Origin of the sequence: Planifilum fulgidum (assembly GCF_900113175.1) — a bacterium.
Lineage (GTDB): Bacteria > Bacillota > Bacilli > Thermoactinomycetales > DSM-44946 > Planifilum > Planifilum fulgidum.
On sequence record NZ_FOOK01000012.1, the window covers coordinates 63,025 to 79,073 of the forward strand.

A 16,049-nucleotide genomic window follows, 5' to 3' on the forward strand; every position below is an offset into this window, starting at 1 on the left:
AATGGCCGGAGGACTACTGCGGAGGAATGGGCATGATCCGATTTCTGAAACGATGGTTTGCCGGAGCGAAGGACGCGGATGGGGAAGACCTGCTTTCCAAGGTGCGAAAGGGCCCCATTCCGCGCCATGTGGCGATAATCATGGACGGAAACGGGCGGTGGGCCAAAAAGCGGGGACTTCCCCGGGTGGCCGGCCACCGGGAAGGAATGAACACCGTCCGGGAGATTACCCGGGCCGCCGACGAACTGGGCATCGAAATTTTGACACTATATTCTTTTTCCACAGAAAATTGGAAGCGGCCCCGGGAAGAAGTGGATTACCTGATGAGGTTGCCCCAGGAGTTTTTGCATACCGATCTGGACGAGCTTGTCCGTCGCAATGTTCAGGTTCGGATGATCGGCGACGAGACGCATCTTCCGGACCACACCCGGTCGGCGATTCGCCAATTTCAGGAAGCGACCCGGAACAACACCGGACTGATCCTCAATTTTGCACTCAATTACGGATCGCGGGACGAAATCCTCCGGGCCGTTCGCCGGATCATAGAGGATGTCCAATCGGGCAAAATGGATAAGGATGCGGTGGATGAAGCGGTCATGAACCGCTATCTGTACACGGCGGGCCTGCCGGATCCCGATCTGGTCATCCGCACCAGCGGCGAGATCCGCATCAGCAATTTCATGCTGTGGCAACTGGCGTACAGTGAATTGTGGTTCACGAATGTTTCCTGGCCCGAATTCAGGCGGGATCATTTTTTTCGCGCCATCGAAGATTACCAGCACCGTTCCCGTCGTTTCGGCGCGGTGTGAGGACTGGAGAGTCGGTGGATGAAGCAGCGAATCATCACAGGAGGGGTGGGGGCCGCCGGTTTTCTGTTTTTGTTGTGGCTGGGCGGCGGATGGTACGCTGCCCTGGTTTTCCTTCTTGCAACTTTGGGCTACGCGGAATTTTGCCGAATGGGAAAAATCCCGTGGCGAAGCGGGTGGTCCGTCCCCGGTTTTCTCATGGTGTGGAGCCTTCTTTTGTCCGTCATGATGTACGGGGAAACGGCCCTCTCCTCCTACGGACTGGATGTCGTTCTCGCCGGTTTGGTCATCTTTTTTCTTTTGATGGTCATAAGCCACAATCGAACGGATATTTTCCGGGCGGCCTACCTCTTTTGCGGCGCCTTGTACATAGGTTTCGGCTTTTCCTTTATGATTCAGATGAGATGGATGGCGGACGGATTGCTTTGGTCCCTGTTTGTTCTCGGCGTGATTTGGGCGGGAGATACCGGCGCCTACTTTGTGGGACGGAGATTCGGAAAGAGGAAATTGTGTCCGGAGATCAGCCCGAACAAAACGGTGGAAGGTTCCGCGGGCGGACTGATTTTGTCCCTGGGTGCCGGGCTGTCCATCGCTTCGGCCATCCCGGCGCTCAGCTGGTCGTCCTCCCTCGCCCTCGCACTGCTTGTCGCTGTGGCCGGACAGTTGGGGGACCTGGTTGAATCGGCGATCAAGCGGACCACCGGGGTGAAGGATTCCGGAGGTTTGCTCCCCGGGCACGGCGGTGTGCTGGACCGGTTCGACAGCTTGTTGTTTGCGCTTTTGGTCATCCATCTCTTTCGGGTGGTATAGGGGGTAGAGTGATGAAACAACGGATCGCCCTTCTCGGTTCGACCGGTTCCATCGGCAAAAACACACTGGCGGTGGTCCGGGAGCATCCCGATCAATTTGAAGTGGTCGGACTGGCTGCGGGCAGCAATGTCCAAGAGATGGTGAGGCAGATCCGTGAATTTTCCCCCCGGATCGTGTCGATGGCTTCCCCGGAGGCGGCGGAGCAGGTGCGAAGGGAGGCGGGGCCTGGGGTTCGCGTGGTGTGCGGGGAGGAGGGAGTCCTGGAGGTGGCCACCCATCCCGGGGCTTCCATCGTGGTTTCCGCCATCGTGGGCAGCAGGGGACTGCGCCCCACCCTGGCCGCGATCCGGGCGGGGAAAACGATCGGCCTTGCCAACAAGGAAACGCTGGTGATGGCCGGGTCGATCGTGATGCGGGAGGCCGAAAAGGCGGGGGTATCCATCCTGCCCGTCGACAGCGAGCATTCCGCGATCTTCCAGTGTCTCAACGGAGAACGGCCCGCGGATGTTCGTCGGATCATTTTGACCGCATCGGGCGGGGCGTTTCGGGATCTGCCCCGGGAAGCGCTGGGATCCGTCACCCGGGAGCAGGCGCTGACTCACCCCAACTGGTCGATGGGGGCGAAGGTGACCATCGATTCGGCCACGATGATGAACAAGGGCCTGGAAGTGATCGAAGCCCGCTGGCTGTTCGACATGCCCTATGACCGCATCGACGTGGTGATCCATCCGGAAAGCATCATCCATTCCATGGTGGAGTTTCGGGACGGGGCGGTGATGGCACAGCTGGGAACGCCCGACATGCGGGTGCCGATCCAATACGCTTTGAGCTACCCCGAACGCCTGCCGTTGCCCGCCCGGCCCCTCGACTTGATCTCCCTCGGGGCGCTTCATTTTCGCCCGGCCGATTTTTCCCGCTATCCGTGCCTGAGGATGGCCTATGAGGCCGGTCGCGCGGGGGGAACCATGCCGGCGGTGCTCAACGCGGCCAACGAGGTGGCGGTGGAGCGCTTTTTGGCCGGGGAAATTCCCTTTCTGGCCATCGAAGAGGTGATCGAGCGGGTCCTTTCCAAACACGTGGGCATTTCCGATCCCACGCTGGAAGAGATAGAAGAAGCGGATCGATGGGCCCGGGAACAGGCGAAGGCGTGCCCGGTCAATCCATCGGCGGTTTGATCAACGAAGGCGGTGATCCTTTCCATGCTGACCATCGTGGCGTTTGTTCTGGTGTTGAGCGCGCTCGTCTTCATTCACGAACTGGGACACTTTCTGTTCGCCAAGCGGGCGGGCATATTGGTCCGGGAGTTTGCCATCGGGTTTGGGCCGAAACTGTTTTCGGTCTTCAAGGGGGAAACCCTGTATTCGATCCGGGCGCTCCCCCTGGGCGGTTTTGTCCGGATGGCAGGGGAGGATCCCGAAACGGTGGAGATTCCCACCGGATCGAGGGTGACTGCGGAACGGGATGACCAGGGCCGGCTGATCCGGATCCACCTCGGGGATGTTCCCGCGAAGGGCGAAGCCGTCACCGGCAAAGTGATGGAATTGGATCTGGAAAAGGAGCTCTACCTCGTCCTGGAAGACGAGGAGGGGAGGCAGACGCGCTTTTCCGTCCATCCACGGGCGGTGATCCAGCGGGATGAGAAAAACGTTCTGCAAATCGCCCCCCGGGATCGGCAGTTCGGATCGAAGACCGTCGGCCAGCGGGCGGCGACGATCCTGGCCGGTCCGGTGTTCAACATTTTGCTGAGCGTTATCCTGTTTGCGATTTTGACGATGATGACCGGGGTGGAGACCAAGGTTTCGATCTACAAGGTCAACCCCGACTCTCCGGCGGAGCGGGCGGGCCTGAAGGCCGGCGACGAGATCGTTTCCATAGACGGGGAACCGATCCGGAATACCGAGGCCGTTTCCATGAACATTCAAAAGTCCAAGGGAGAACCGCTGACCTTTGTGGTGCGTCGGGCCGGGGCCACCTTCGAGCTCGAAGTGGATCCGGAATGGAACGATCAGAACAAGATGTACTGGATCGATGTGCAGCTCCAGCCCCACATGCGGAAGGCCACCCTGTCGGAGGCCGTCGCCAGCGGGTTTAAGGACACGTATCTGTGGACGGTGCGGATTTTTGACGGATTCGGCCAGTTGATCACCGGGCAGATCGGCATCGAAAGTCTCGGCGGCCCGGTGCAGATCGCCTCGATTACAGGTCAGGCGGCCGAGGCGGGCTCCATTCCCCTGATCCGCTGGACGGCGCTGTTGAGCCTCTATCTGGGGGTGTTCAACCTGTTGCCGATCCCGGCGCTGGATGGGAGCCGGTTGGCCTTCATCGCTTTCGAAGCGATCCGGGGGCGCCCGGTGGACCCCAACAAGGAAAGCCTGGTCCATTTCGTCGGATTTGCGCTGCTCATGATGTTGATGCTGGTGGTGACCTACAACGATATCATGCGGGTGTTTTTCAGCGGATGATGCGGGAAGGCGGGGGACCCGGAGTCCCACACCCTCTTCTTTGGCCTGTTTGGCTTTTTCGTACTTTTCCTCGGAAAAGATCCTTTCCTTTGTCTGCGGGAGCCGCCGGCCTCCCCTGACGTACGTTTGCTTGGCGAAGGGGGAAGATCATGTCCAACAAAAAGAAAAAAAAGAACAGTCAAAAGCAGGCGTTGAAAAAAAGGGCCAAGGCCAGGGAGCGAAGGATCCGGGCGCTGACCCTTTGGACGGCGGTCGTTTTGGTTTTGGTCGGCGGCCTGTATTTCTTGACCTCCTCCCTTTCCGAGCGGCAGGCGAAGCCGGTGGATGAACAGATCTTCGCCTACGAGAGGCAGCCGGTGATCGGAAATCCCGACGCTCCGGTCAAAATCGTGGAATTCGGGGATTACAAGTGCCCGGTCTGCAAACGGTTCGCAGAGGAAATCTTTCCCCAGCTGAAACGGGATTTTCTGGACACGGGCAAAGCGGGGATGTATTTTATCGACAAACCGTTTATCGGTGAGGACTCCGTGACGGCCAGCATGGCCGGGGAAGCGGTCTTCAGGCAAAAACCGGAGGCCTTTTGGACTTACTACAAGGCGGTGTATGCCCATCAGGGATTGGAGACCGACCGGTGGGCCACGGTGCCGTTTCTCGTGGAGCTGGCCAAAAAAGAAGTGCCGGATATCGACCACGCCAGGATGGAGCGGGAGTTGAAGAACCAGGCCCACATGGAGGAGATCGAGGCGGACCGGAAGATCGCCGCGGAATTGGGGGTCGACTCGGTGCCCACGCTCTTTATCAACGGGAAGCGGGTGGATCAGAATGTCGTGTTCGATTATCCTTCCCTGAAGAAGCAGATTGAAGAGGCGCTTCAGGAAAGCCGTTAAAGAGGGGGTCGGATTTTGGGCTGGGTTCGCGGTTACGCCCTTTACATGGCATGGCTGGTGGCGCTCGTCGCGACGGGCGGAAGCCTCTATTTCAGCGAAGTGGCCGGTTTCATCCCCTGTGAATTGTGCTGGTATCAGCGGATCCTGATGTATCCCCTTGCGGTGATTCTCGGGATCGCTTCGTACCGGGACGACCGTTCCGTCGTCCCTTACGTGCTCCCCCTCACCGCGGGCGGCGCCGCCTTATCCGCTTTCCACTATCTTCTGCAGAAAGTGCCCGGGATGGCGGCGCTTTCTCCCTGCAGGGAGGGGATTCCCTGTTCCGGGCAATACATCAATTGGCTGGGCTTTATCACCATTCCTTTTTTGGCCTTTGTCGCTTTTGTCCTGATTTCCCTGCTGATGTGGGCGGCCAGGAAGGGGACGGATTGAAACGGAAGCGGAGCATCTCTTTTCGGGGCGGAATCCGGCCTTCCCCCATAGACGGGGACGGTTGACGGGGCATGCCCGCTTCGGAACCGTGGCGCATTCGGGTCTGGGGGATTGTCCGCTTGTGGCGCGTCCCGCATCCGGTCGCCGCATGATCCGGATATCCGATTCGGGGGGATGAGGATCCCATGGCATTTAAGTTTACGGGCATTGATCACGTCCAGTTGGCCGCGCCGAAGGGCAGTGAAGAGGAGGCCCGCAGGTTTTTCGGAGAAATTTTGGGGATGGAGGAAATTCCGAAGCCCGACAATTTGGCAAAACGCGGGGGTGTCTGGTTCCGGTGCGGCATGCATGAACTGCATATCGGCATTCAGGAGGACTTCGCTCCCGCCAAAAAGGCGCATCCCGCCTTTCATGTCGACAATCTGGAGGCCTTGCGCCAGCATTTGGCCGCCAAGGGGGTTCCCATTGTGGAAGATGAACCCCTTGAGGGAGCCCTTCGCTTTTATGTGCATGATCCCTTCGGCAATCGCATCGAATTCTTGCAGCGGTTAAATGGTTCATGAACGGGAGGCCTTTCTGAAGGCGGATCAGGAGGGGTTTGATTCTCCCGCAATCTGGGCGGGCCCGATCCATGAGCCGCATCTTCAACGCCTTCCCGCCGCATTCGGCTCGAAGCGCGAGACGATAAAAGCGGTGGAGGGACGCTCTTTTATAAGCCGTCGCTTTTCCGCATCGGGAAAGGCGACGGCTCTTATGTTGGGGTGTGCGGAATGTTCATGCCTGCGGCCTTGCGTTGGAACAGCGAGAACAAGGTTGCCCCTGTCACCGGGAGCAAAAGGGCCAGATAGGAGCTTTCGACGCCGCAGTGCGACGCGATCCAGCCGAGGATCGGACCGCCGATCGCCACGGCGCTCTGGTTGCACAACATGCGATAGGATGCCATGCGGCCGTGGTATTGCGGATCCGTCGCCATTTGCTGCACCGTTTGCAACAACACGCGAATCCAGGTGGTGCCGGCGCCGATCAAAAAGACGCCGACGAACGAAACCGGAAGGGACGGTGAAAGACCGACACAAAGGAGGCCGGCGGCAACAAGCAGCAGGGAGCGGGTCGCGACCGACCGGCCGCTCCTTTTCCACCACCAAGTGCCGAGGATTCCGGCGACGATGCCGCCGATTGAGATTGTCGCGGCCATGATTCCGTATATTTGTACCGAACCGTTCAAAAAATCCTTGACGTATACGGGCAAAAACGCGGCGCTCGTATGGAGGACGAGCTGGCCGACAAACATGATCGTGAACAACCCGAGAAGGAACGTGTTGTTCCTTAAATAGGTGAAGCCGCTGACAAGGTCGGAAACCGCCGTTGTTTTTTTATGACCGCGGTCCAGGGCGGTCTTGTGTTTCACCGGCATCAGCGCGACCGTTCCGAGGAGGAAGCAGCAGATGACGGCGGCCATGGACGAGGCGGCTGAAAAATATGCCATGACCGTGCCGCTCAGGGATGAGCCGAGCAACGCCCCCAGATCGGAAGCCGCTCCGGCTCGCGTGAAGATCTTCGGCAATTCTTCCTTTGCGAACGCCTCCGGCAAAAACGCCTGCAACGCCGGACGATACAGGGAACCGGTCACTTGGAGGAGCATGTGCGTCCCGATGATCAGCCAAGGTTTTGCGACCCCGGCGCCGATGGCGATCGTCACGGAGATCATCACGGCGATGATCAGGAGGTTGGCGGACAAAATCAAGCCCTTGCGATGGAAGCGGTCGACGATGACACCGATGACCAAGTTCAGAAACAGACCCGGCACAAATCCGAGGCCGACGAGCAATCCGGTATAGGCCGGGGATTTGGTCAGTTCGTACAATACCCACGAGATCACAAGGAAGTACATGGCGCGTCCGAATTCGACCAGGAAACAAGCGCTGAATACATAAAAGCATGTGCGTCCCATTTTCCACCTCTGCCCTGAACGCGTTTTGGCGGCGGCCGGGAGGAGAAGGGTGGGACATGGGGAGAGGTCGCCGCCGTCGGCTTGAAGAGACGGCCGGATGCATGGCCGTCTCCTTCGCCGAAGGGTCCTTCAATCCTTCCGGGCGATCCAGAGGGTCCACCGGTCCCGGTCCGGGAAGGGTGCGGTGACGCCTTGGCGGGTCAGCTCTTCCTTGATGAAACCGACCAGACTGCGCAATTCTTCATCCGACAACCGGTGGAGGATGGACCGGCCGATGCGGCCCAGAAAGTCTTTTTCCAATTCCCTGAAGTTAAGAAAAACTTTTCTCGTTTCCCAAAATCGCCGGGTTTTCACCATGTGAAAGCCCGCTTCCTGGAGGGAGCGCTCAAGGCCGTGCAGATGGGGGCGGCGCCGGTTTTCTTCCTCCATCAACCGGGGAAACCGCTCAAAGAGGTAGCCGCGAAGATGATCGGGACCACCGGGAAGCCGGCAATCTTCCGGGGTGCGGTCCTGGACGACGATCCAGCCTCCCGGACGAAGCAACCGATGGGATTCCTTAAACACCTCGGCCGTCTTTTCCGCGGAGAAGTGGTGAATCACCGCCCGCAGCAATACCAGGTCGCAGGACGAATCCGGCAGGCCGGTGTCGGCGGCGTCGGCCTGAATCCACCGGATCGGACGCGCCGTCTTTTGCCTGCGGGCCGCCGCCAGCATTTCTCCGGAGAAATCCACGCCGGTGACCCGCGCGCCCATCTCCGCCATCGCCCGGCTGTAGATTCCCCCGCCGCAACCGATATCGGCGACGTCGATGTCCCTCAGATCGGTCACGCTTTGCATGAGGGCCTTCCACTCGGAGGAGGCGGTGCGGGACGCGTAGGAGAAGCGGTTTCCGGGATCGAAAAAATCGATGGTCATGGAAGCACCTCCTTTTATTGATGTTTGATAGCTCCCGCGGCGAAGGGATGTCGGGCTACTTTTCCGCGACCCACATGCCCTTGCGCAGGATCAGGCGCGCCGGTTCTGCGGGGAGAAGCAGCAGATCCCGCGCCCGTCGCGGGGCGTTTCGGAGCAGGCGGAGGGCTTCTTCCTTCTTGTGGGCGGGGGTTTTGGCCCTCAGGAACCACTCTTCCAGGACGACGGGCGTCTCCCATTTTCGCCGCAGGGAAACGGCGGCAAAGCCGGCTTCCCGGAGCAGGCGCGTCCAGCCGGCCAGGGTGTGAGCCCGGAAATGGGAGGGGTCCCGGAGGGTTTCAACCCGGTTGAGCAATTCGTCGACATCTTCGGGCACATAATTGTCCACCAGGATCATCCGACCGCCCGGAACCAACACCCGGCGGGCCTCGGCAAAAGCCCTTTCCGCCCGGGGAAAGTGATGGGCGGCGATGCGGCAGGTGACCACGTCAAACAGCCGGTCCGGAAAGGGAAGGCGCTCGGCGTCCCCTTCCGCCCAGGTGACATTGCCAATGCCCCGCCGTTCCGCTTCTTCCGCGGCGATGCGCAGCATCTCCGGCGTCAAATCACAGCCGACGACCCGGCGGACGCACCGGCTGAGGGCGAAGGCCGTGTGTCCGGTGCCCGTGGCGATGTCCAGAGCCAGGAAGGGGGAGGGGTGCCGCCTGATTTCCTCGATGATCCATTCCAGGTCCCTCCCTTTGGCGTGGATCGCGCTGTCCCGGTAGTTGCGGCCGGATTGTTCAAACTGTTTTTTCGCCTTTTCCTTGACGTCGTCCATGGGCATCTCCTCCCTTTCCGGGACCGATTTTGTTTCGTTGTATGAAACTTAATTTCTCCTGGTGATATAAATGTACTGCAAGGGGACTCGGACTGTCAATTGATTGTGAGAAAAAAGGAGTGGAGACGCCCTTTGCGGAAGATATTTTTGCGGCCGGCCGGGGCGTCCCGGCCGAAAGAAAAAACCGCCTGCGGCTGTGGTTCCCTTGTCCATTTTTTGATACACTGATGGGAGCGAGAAAAGGTGTTGGTGGAAAAGGGGAGGTTTGGACCCCATGGCGACGCCGGAGGTCAAGAGGGAGAGACTGGAGCAGCTCTTTTCCCGGGCGGACCTGCCGCGGGAATGGCTGGACAAGCATTTTGAGGGCGCCTATATCGAAAAGATTCAAGTCAGCCTTTCCCGAAAAACCTGGACGCTGTTTCTCGGTTTGAAGCGTCCGGTTCCGCCTCATGTATGGAAGGAAATGGAATCCCGGCTCCAATCGGCCTTGGGCCGTGGGGCCGGGGTGTCGATCCGCCTGCGGCCGGCGGGCTCCGATCCGGAACAGCTCGTCCGCTTGTACTGGGAATGGATCCGGAAAAAGGTGGCGGAGGATGTGTCCGCGGCCGCCGCAGGCTGGATGGGAAGGGCGGAGTGGCGCTGGGAGAAGGACGGGATCGTCATCACGTTTCCCCATCCGATGATGGTCCGGATGGCCGAGCAAAAGCGCCTGGACCGGGTGATCGCATCGATCATCCGGGAGGTGTCCGGGACGGAGATCCGCGTCACCCTGGAAAGCCGGCCGCTGGAAGAGGAGCAACACCGGTTTCGCGAACAACAGCAGGCCGAGGAACAAAAATTGAAGGAGCAGGCTCTGGTGGAGAGGGAGTCGGCCTCCGCACCGAAACCGGAGGCTGCCCCCGACGGGGAGCTGGTCATCGGGTATGCGATCCGGGAGGAGCCGGTCCCGATTCGCCGGATTACCGAAGAAGAACGGCGCGTGGTGCTGAAGGGAGAGGTGTTCAAGGCGGAAATCCGGGAGTTGCGCAGCGGGCGAACGCTTCTCACCTTCAACTTGACGGATTTCACCGATTCCATCCAGGTGAAGATGTTTGCCCGGGACAAGGAGGACGCCGCCCTCTTGTCCCGGGTGAAGGACGGAATGTGGGTGATCGTGAGGGGGTCCGTCCAGTATGACAACTTCGCCCGCGAGCTGGTCCTCATCGCAAACGATCTCAATGAAACGGAGCCGGTGAGGCGCGTCGACAACGCCGAAGAAAAGCGGGTGGAGCTCCATCTGCACACGGCAATGAGCAATATGGACGGAGTGAGCGATCCCGGAGAGGTGGTGAAGCGGGCCGCGGAATGGGGACATCCCGCCGTGGCCATCACCGATCACGGGGTGGTTCAGGCTTTTCCCGAGGCGTATGCCGCGGCCAAGAAGCACGGCATCAAGGTGATCTACGGGGTGGAGGCCTATCTGGTGGACGACGGAGTTCCCATCGTGATGCGGCCCGCCCCCCGGAATCTGGCGGAGGATACCTATGTCGTCTTTGACGTGGAGACGACGGGGCTGTCCGCCGTTCACGACACGATCATCGAACTGGCGGCGGTCAAGGTGCGGGGCGGAGAGATCGTGGACCGCTTCAGCTCCTTTGCCAATCCGCACCGGAAGCTGACGTCGACGATCACCGAATTGACGGGCATCACCGATGAGATGCTGGAGGGTGCCCCGGACGTGGAGGAGGTGCTCCGGCGCTTTCTCGATTTCGTCGGCGACAGCGTGCTGGTCGCTCACAACGCCCGCTTCGACATGGGATTTTTCCAGATGGGCGTTCGGCGGCTGGGCCTTGATGCCATCACCAATCCGGTGATCGACACGCTGGAGATGGCCCGCTCCCTCTATTCGGGCCTGAAAAATTACCGGCTGAACACCCTGTGCAAACACTTCGGCATTGAACTGAAGCAGCATCACCGGGCCATCCACGACGCGGAGGCGACCGGTCATCTGCTGTGGAAGATGGTGGAGGACTGCCTGGCGAGAAAGATCACCCGCCTCGACCAGTTGAACGAGGTGACCGGACGGCGCGATGTGTCCCGGCTTCGGCCGTTCCACGCGGTGCTGCTGGTGCGGAATCAGACCGGCCTGAAGAATTTGTACAAGCTGATCTCCCTGTCTCATCTGGAATATTTTCATCGCGTTCCCCGCATTCCGAGAAGCGAACTGGAGAAGCACCGGGAGGGGTTGATCGTCGGTTCCGGTTGTGAAAAGGGCGAGCTCTTCGAGGCCGCCCTGCAGAAGTCGCCCCAGGAAGCGGAGGAAATCGCCCGTTTTTACGATTATATCGAGATCCAACCGGTCGATGTGAACCGCCACCTGATCGAAAAGGGCATCGTGGAAAGCGAGGAACGGCTCCGGGAGACGAACCGGCTTTTGGTCCGGATCGGCGAAAAGCTGGGCAAGCCGGTGGTGGCGACGGGCAACGCCCACTACCTGGATGAATGGGAGTCGCTGTACCGGGAGATCCTCACGGCCAACCAGAACGGTTTTCGCCGGAAGGATCCCCTCCCGCCCGCCCACTTCCGGACGACGGAGGAGATGCTGGAGGAGTTTTCCTATTTGGGAGAGGAAAAGGCGCGGGAGGTGGTGATCACCGCCCCGCGGAGCATCGCCGATCAGATCGAGGAGCTGGCCCCCTTCCCGGACGGCACGCATACGCCCATCATCGAGGGGGCGGACGAGGAGCTTCGCCGGATCTGCTATGAGACGGCGGAGAAGACCTACGGCTCGCCGCTGCCGGACATCGTGCGGGAGCGGCTGGAAAAGGAACTTGGCAGCATCATCAAGCACGGCTTTGCGGTCATTTATCTCATCTCCCACAAGCTGGTGACCAAATCCCTTTCCGACGGCTATCTGGTGGGGTCCCGCGGTTCGGTGGGTTCGTCCTTCGTGGCGACGATGAGTTCGATCACCGAGGTGAATCCCCTGCCGCCCCATTATGTCTGTCCAAATTGCAAACACAGCCAATTTATCACGGATGGGTCCGTGGCGTCCGGCTTCGATTTGCCCGACAAGGATTGTCCCGAGTGCGGCACGAAGATGCGGAAGGACGGCCACGACATTCCCTTTGAGACCTTCCTGGGATTTGAGGGGGACAAGACGCCGGATATCGACTTGAACTTCTCGGGGGAATACCAGCCGAGGGCCCACAAGTACACGGAGGAGCTGTTCGGAAAAGATTACGTGTACCGGGCGGGGACGATTTCCACCGTCGCGGAGAAGACGGCTTACGGTTACGTGAAGAAATATCAGGAAGAGATGGGGCTTACGCTCCGCAATGCCGAAATCGAGCGGCTGGTTCGCGGATGCACGGGGGTGAAGCGCACCACCGGCCAGCATCCGGGCGGCTTGATGGTGATTCCCCAAAACCGGGAAGTGTTTGACTTCACGCCGATTCAGCGCCCGGCGGACGATCCCAAAGCCCGGACGGTGACGACGCACTTCGATTATCACGCCATCAGCGGCCGCCTGTTGAAGCTGGATATCCTGGGCCACGATGATCCCACCGTCATCCGCATGTTGCAGGATCTCACCGGGGTGGATCCCAAAACGATTCCCGTGGACGACAAGAAGGTGCTCCGGTTGTTCAGCGGGACGGAACCCCTCGGAGTGACGCCGGAGGAGATCGGGTGTTCCACGGGCACGCTGGGAATCCCGGAATTCGGGACCCGATTCGTCCGCCAGATGCTGGAGGATACCCGGCCGACCACCTTCGGCGAACTGGTCCGCATCTCGGGTTTGTCCCACGGGACGGATGTTTGGCTGAACAACGCCCAGGACCTGATCCGGAGCGGCACCGCGGTCCTGTCGGAGGTGATCGCCACCCGGGACGACATCATGGTTTATCTCATATACAAGGGCATGAAGCCCAAGACGGCCTTCAAGATCATGGAAAAGGTGCGGAAAGGGAAGGGACTCACCGAAGAAGAAGCGGACGAGATGAGGCGGCACGGGGTGCCGGAGTGGTACATCGAATCCTGCCGCAAGATCAAATACATGTTCCCCAAGGCCCACGCGGTGGCCTACGTGCTGATGGCGGTGCGGATCGCCTGGTTCAAGGTGTATTACCCCGCCGAGTACTATGCCACCTATTTCACCGTCCGGGCGGACGATTTCGATCTGGAGCTGGTGAACAAGGGGAAGGAGGCGGTCAGCCGGAAAATCGCGGAGCTCAATGAAAAGGGAGCGGATGCCTCTCCCAAGGAAAAGGGGCTGCTCACGGTGCTGGAGTCGGCCAGGGAAATGATGGCCCGGGGCCTCACCTTCCATTCGATCGACCTGTATCGCTCCGACGCCACCCGCTTTTTGGTGGATGGCGACGGCTTGCTTCCGCCCTTTTCCTCCGTCTCCGGAATCGGGGCAAGTGCCGCCCGCAACATCGTCAAAGCGCGGGAGGAGGGGGAATTCCTGTCCATTGAGGATTTCCAGAAGCGGAGCCGCGTTTCCAGCTCCGTCGTGGAAGTGTTGGAGCGCCTGGGATGCCTCCGCGATCTGCCGGAGAACAATCAGTTGTCGCTGTTTTGACCCGGGCGTGAAGGTCATTCAATCGCCGATTGCCAGCGCTCGGCGGATATGATATAATCTTTGTGGCTATACTGGTAGCATGGATAGCGTCCCTGAGAAAGAGTGGGTTGTCGCCCACTCTTTCCCTTTGGATGCGGTTTGTGACAAACTCCTGTGAGGATTGCGGGGAGGGACGAACGTGAGCCGCAAAGTGACGGAAATCGTGGAGGAATTGGCAGCTCCCCTCCTGGCCGAGGACGGTTTGGAACTGGTGGACATCGAGTTTAAAAAAGAGGGAAAGAATCGTTTTTTGCGCCTGTTCGTCGATCGGATCGAAGGCCGGGTGAGCCTGGAGGACATCAGCCGCGTCAGCGAGCGGTTGAGCCAGGAGCTGGACCGGGTGGACCCCATATCGGGGGCATATATTCTGGAGGTCTCTTCGCCGGGGGCGGAGCGCCCGCTGAAAAGGGAGCGGGATTTTGAACGGGCCGTCGGCAAACATGTTCACATCAAGACCTACGAACCCGTCGAGGGACGAAAAACCTTTGAAGGGACCCTGAAGGATTTCACGCCGGAGAGGTTGACGGTGGAGGTGGACGGGAAGGAGGTCATCATTCCATATCCCCTGGTGGCCAAGGCGAGGTTGGCGATTCTCTTTTAAGCAGAAGGGAGGACAGCGCGTTGAATGCGGAGTTTATCGAGGCCCTCAATCAGTTGGAAAAGGAGAAGGGGATCAGCAAGGACATTCTGCTTGAAGCCATTGAGGCTGCCTTGATTTCGGCGTATAGGCGAAATTTTCATTCGGCGCAGAATGTCCGGGTCGACATCGACCGGGAGAGCGGCAAGGTGCGCGTGTTTGCCCGCAAGACGGTGGTGGACGAGGTGGCGGATCCCCGCCTGGAGATTTCCCTCGAAGCGGCTCGGGAGATCAGTCCCTCCTACCAGCTGGGCGATATCGTCGAGATCGAGGTGACCCCGGCGGATTTCGGACGGATCGCGGCCCAGACGGCGAAGCAGGTGGTGACGCAGCGGATCCGCGAAGCGGAAAGAAGCATCATCTACCAGGAATATGTCGACCGGGAGGAAGATATTGTCACCGGTGTGGTCCAGCGGATGGATAACCGGTTTTTTTACATCGACCTGGGCCGGGTGGAGGCGTTGCTGCCGCTGTCGGAGACGATGCCGGGGGAACGGTTCAAGCAAGGCGACCGGGTGAAGACCTACATCACCCGCGTGGAGAAATCGACCAAGGGGCCGCAGATTTTTGTTTCCCGAACCCATCCGGGACTCATCAAACGCTTGTTTGAATTGGAAGTGCCGGAAATCTACGACGGCATCGTGGAGATTCGCTCGGTGGCCCGGGAGGCGGGACAGCGGTCCAAAATCGCCGTCTCTTCCCGGGATGAACAAGTGGATCCCGTGGGCGCCTGTGTCGGTCACCGGGGAATGCGGGTGCAGACGGTGGTGAACGAACTCCGGGGGGAAAAGATCGACGTGATTCCCTGGTCGGACGATCCGGAGGAGTTCGTGGCCAACGCCCTCAGGCCCGCCAAGGTGACCCGGGTGGAAGTGGACGAGGAGCAGAAGGTGGCCCGGGTGGTCGTTCCGGATCATCAACTTTCGCTGGCCATCGGAAAGGAAGGGCAGAACGCCCGCCTTGCCGCCAAGTTGACGGGTTGGAAAATCGATATCCGAAGCGAGTCCGAGGCGGAGAATCCGGCGCCCGAGGATGCGGAGGCCGAGGATTCGGCAACCGATCACCCGCCGGCGGCGGATGATCCGGAGGAGGCTGTGCCCGAATCGGAAGAGTCGTCCGATTGATGTGACGATCTTTCTGAGTACGGAGGTGGCAGCAAGGTGCGAGTGCGGAAGATTCCCATGCGCAAGTGCATCGCCTGTCAGGAGATGAAACCGAAGAAAAGTCTCATTCGGATCGTTCGCACCCCGGAGCATGAGATCCTGCTGGATCCGACGGGAAAGAAGTCGGGGCGGGGAGCGTACCTGTGCGCCAGTGTGGAGTGTTTCCAGCTGGCCAAGAAGCGAAAGTCCCTGGACCGGGCGCTGAAGGTCAAAGTGGACGATGAAGTGTATGCCCAGATGGAAGAAGTGATCGGCAGGGTCGAAAACGATGGATAAGCTGTTGCAATTGTTGGGTCTTGCCATGCGGGCGAATAGGGTGGTCACGGGAACGGAAGCCGTTCTGAGGGCGATCCGGTCCGGCGAGGCGCGGTTGGTGCTGGTCGCGGAGGACGCTTCCCGGGGTGCCTTGAAGAGGGTGCGGGACAAATGTTCCTTTTATTCGGTTCCTCTCATATGCTACGGTACGCGCGTGGCTTTGGGGAGAGCGATCGGCAAGCCGGAGCGGGTGGTGGTGGCCGTCACCGATCCAGGGTTTGCCCGGGCGATGAGGAAATGGGCCCGAGTAT

14 protein-coding genes and 1 pseudogene are annotated in these 16,049 nt (G+C 59.9%); 12 read left to right on the forward strand and 3 right to left on the reverse strand.

All coding sequences use genetic code 11. The features are described 5' to 3' along the window. Nucleotides 1-32 precede the first annotated feature (32 nt). From BM063_RS08560 to BM063_RS08590, 7 genes are all read left to right on the forward strand, one after another. Entirely contained in the window at nt 33-809 is a 777-nt protein-coding gene (locus BM063_RS08560) for an undecaprenyl pyrophosphate synthase (RefSeq protein ID WP_143085289.1), read from the forward strand. A gap of 18 nt (nt 810-827) precedes the next feature. Then, complete coding sequence (locus tag BM063_RS08565; RefSeq protein ID WP_092037920.1) at nt 828-1,616, forward strand: phosphatidate cytidylyltransferase; 789 nt, start codon at nt 828-830, stop codon at nt 1,614-1,616. An 11-nt stretch (nt 1,617-1,627) separates the two neighbouring features. Continuing rightward, nucleotides 1,628-2,791 carry a 1-deoxy-D-xylulose-5-phosphate reductoisomerase gene (locus BM063_RS08570; RefSeq protein WP_092037922.1) on the forward strand — a complete coding sequence of 388 codons (1,164 nt, stop codon included), beginning with the start codon at nt 1,628-1,630 and terminating at the stop codon, nt 2,789-2,791. Between the two features lie 24 nt (nt 2,792-2,815). Next, the gene (rseP, locus tag BM063_RS08575; RefSeq protein ID WP_092037979.1) at nt 2,816-4,078 is read left to right on the forward strand and encodes an RIP metalloprotease RseP; all 1,263 of its coding nucleotides are present in this window, start codon (nt 2,816-2,818) and stop codon (nt 4,076-4,078) included. A gap of 149 nt (nt 4,079-4,227) precedes the next feature. Then, nucleotides 4,228-4,965, forward strand: a complete 738-nt coding sequence (locus tag BM063_RS08580) for a DsbA family protein (RefSeq protein ID WP_092037924.1) — start codon at nt 4,228-4,230, stop codon at nt 4,963-4,965. Nucleotides 4,966-5,010: 45 nt separating this feature from the next. Continuing rightward, nucleotides 5,011-5,397, forward strand: a complete 387-nt coding sequence (locus BM063_RS08585; protein ID WP_092037981.1) for a disulfide oxidoreductase — start codon at nt 5,011-5,013, stop codon at nt 5,395-5,397. Nucleotides 5,398-5,582: 185 nt separating this feature from the next. Then, the gene (locus BM063_RS08590; RefSeq protein WP_092037926.1) at nt 5,583-5,960 is read left to right on the forward strand and encodes a VOC family protein; all 378 of its coding nucleotides are present in this window, start codon (nt 5,583-5,585) and stop codon (nt 5,958-5,960) included. A 188-nt stretch (nt 5,961-6,148) separates the two neighbouring features. On the opposite strand, the gene BM063_RS08595 is transcribed toward BM063_RS08590, so the two are convergent. The 3 genes from BM063_RS08595 to BM063_RS08605 form a co-directional block, all read right to left on the reverse strand. Continuing rightward, nucleotides 6,149-7,348 (reverse strand): MFS transporter, encoded by a 1,200-nt coding sequence (locus tag BM063_RS08595; protein WP_092037928.1) that lies wholly within the window; start codon nt 7,346-7,348, stop codon nt 6,149-6,151. 129 nt (nt 7,349-7,477) lie between these two features. Next, nucleotides 7,478-8,263, reverse strand: a complete 786-nt coding sequence (locus BM063_RS08600; protein WP_092037930.1) for a class I SAM-dependent methyltransferase — start codon at nt 8,261-8,263, stop codon at nt 7,478-7,480. Between the two features lie 55 nt (nt 8,264-8,318). Beyond that, on the reverse strand, nt 8,319-9,080 hold the full coding sequence (locus BM063_RS08605) for a class I SAM-dependent methyltransferase (protein WP_177199058.1): 762 nt from the start codon (nt 9,078-9,080) through the stop codon (nt 8,319-8,321). A gap of 274 nt (nt 9,081-9,354) precedes the next feature. On the opposite strand from BM063_RS08605, the gene BM063_RS08610 reads away from it, so the two are divergent. From BM063_RS08610 to BM063_RS08630, 5 genes and pseudogenes are all read left to right on the forward strand, one after another. Beyond that, a complete protein-coding gene (locus BM063_RS08610) occupies nt 9,355-13,644 on the forward strand; it encodes a PolC-type DNA polymerase III (protein ID WP_092037935.1) in 4,290 nt (1,429 codons plus the stop codon). 178 nt (nt 13,645-13,822) lie between these two features. After that, nucleotides 13,823-14,284 carry a ribosome maturation factor RimP gene (gene rimP / locus BM063_RS08615; RefSeq protein WP_092037937.1) on the forward strand — a complete coding sequence of 154 codons (462 nt, stop codon included), beginning with the start codon at nt 13,823-13,825 and terminating at the stop codon, nt 14,282-14,284. Nucleotides 14,285-14,304: 20 nt separating this feature from the next. After that, the gene (nusA, locus tag BM063_RS08620; protein WP_092037939.1) at nt 14,305-15,444 is read left to right on the forward strand and encodes a transcription termination factor NusA; all 1,140 of its coding nucleotides are present in this window, start codon (nt 14,305-14,307) and stop codon (nt 15,442-15,444) included. A 36-nt stretch (nt 15,445-15,480) separates the two neighbouring features. Continuing rightward, nucleotides 15,481-15,759, forward strand: coding sequence for an RNase P modulator RnpM (gene rnpM / locus BM063_RS08625; RefSeq protein WP_092037942.1), 279 nt, complete (start codon nt 15,481-15,483; stop codon nt 15,757-15,759). Further along, nucleotides 15,752-16,012, forward strand: a pseudogene (locus BM063_RS08630) (L7Ae/L30e/S12e/Gadd45 family ribosomal protein); the annotation flags it as partial. The gene rnpM and the pseudogene BM063_RS08630, both read left to right, overlap by 8 nt. Between the last annotated feature and the right edge of the window lie 37 nt (nt 16,013-16,049).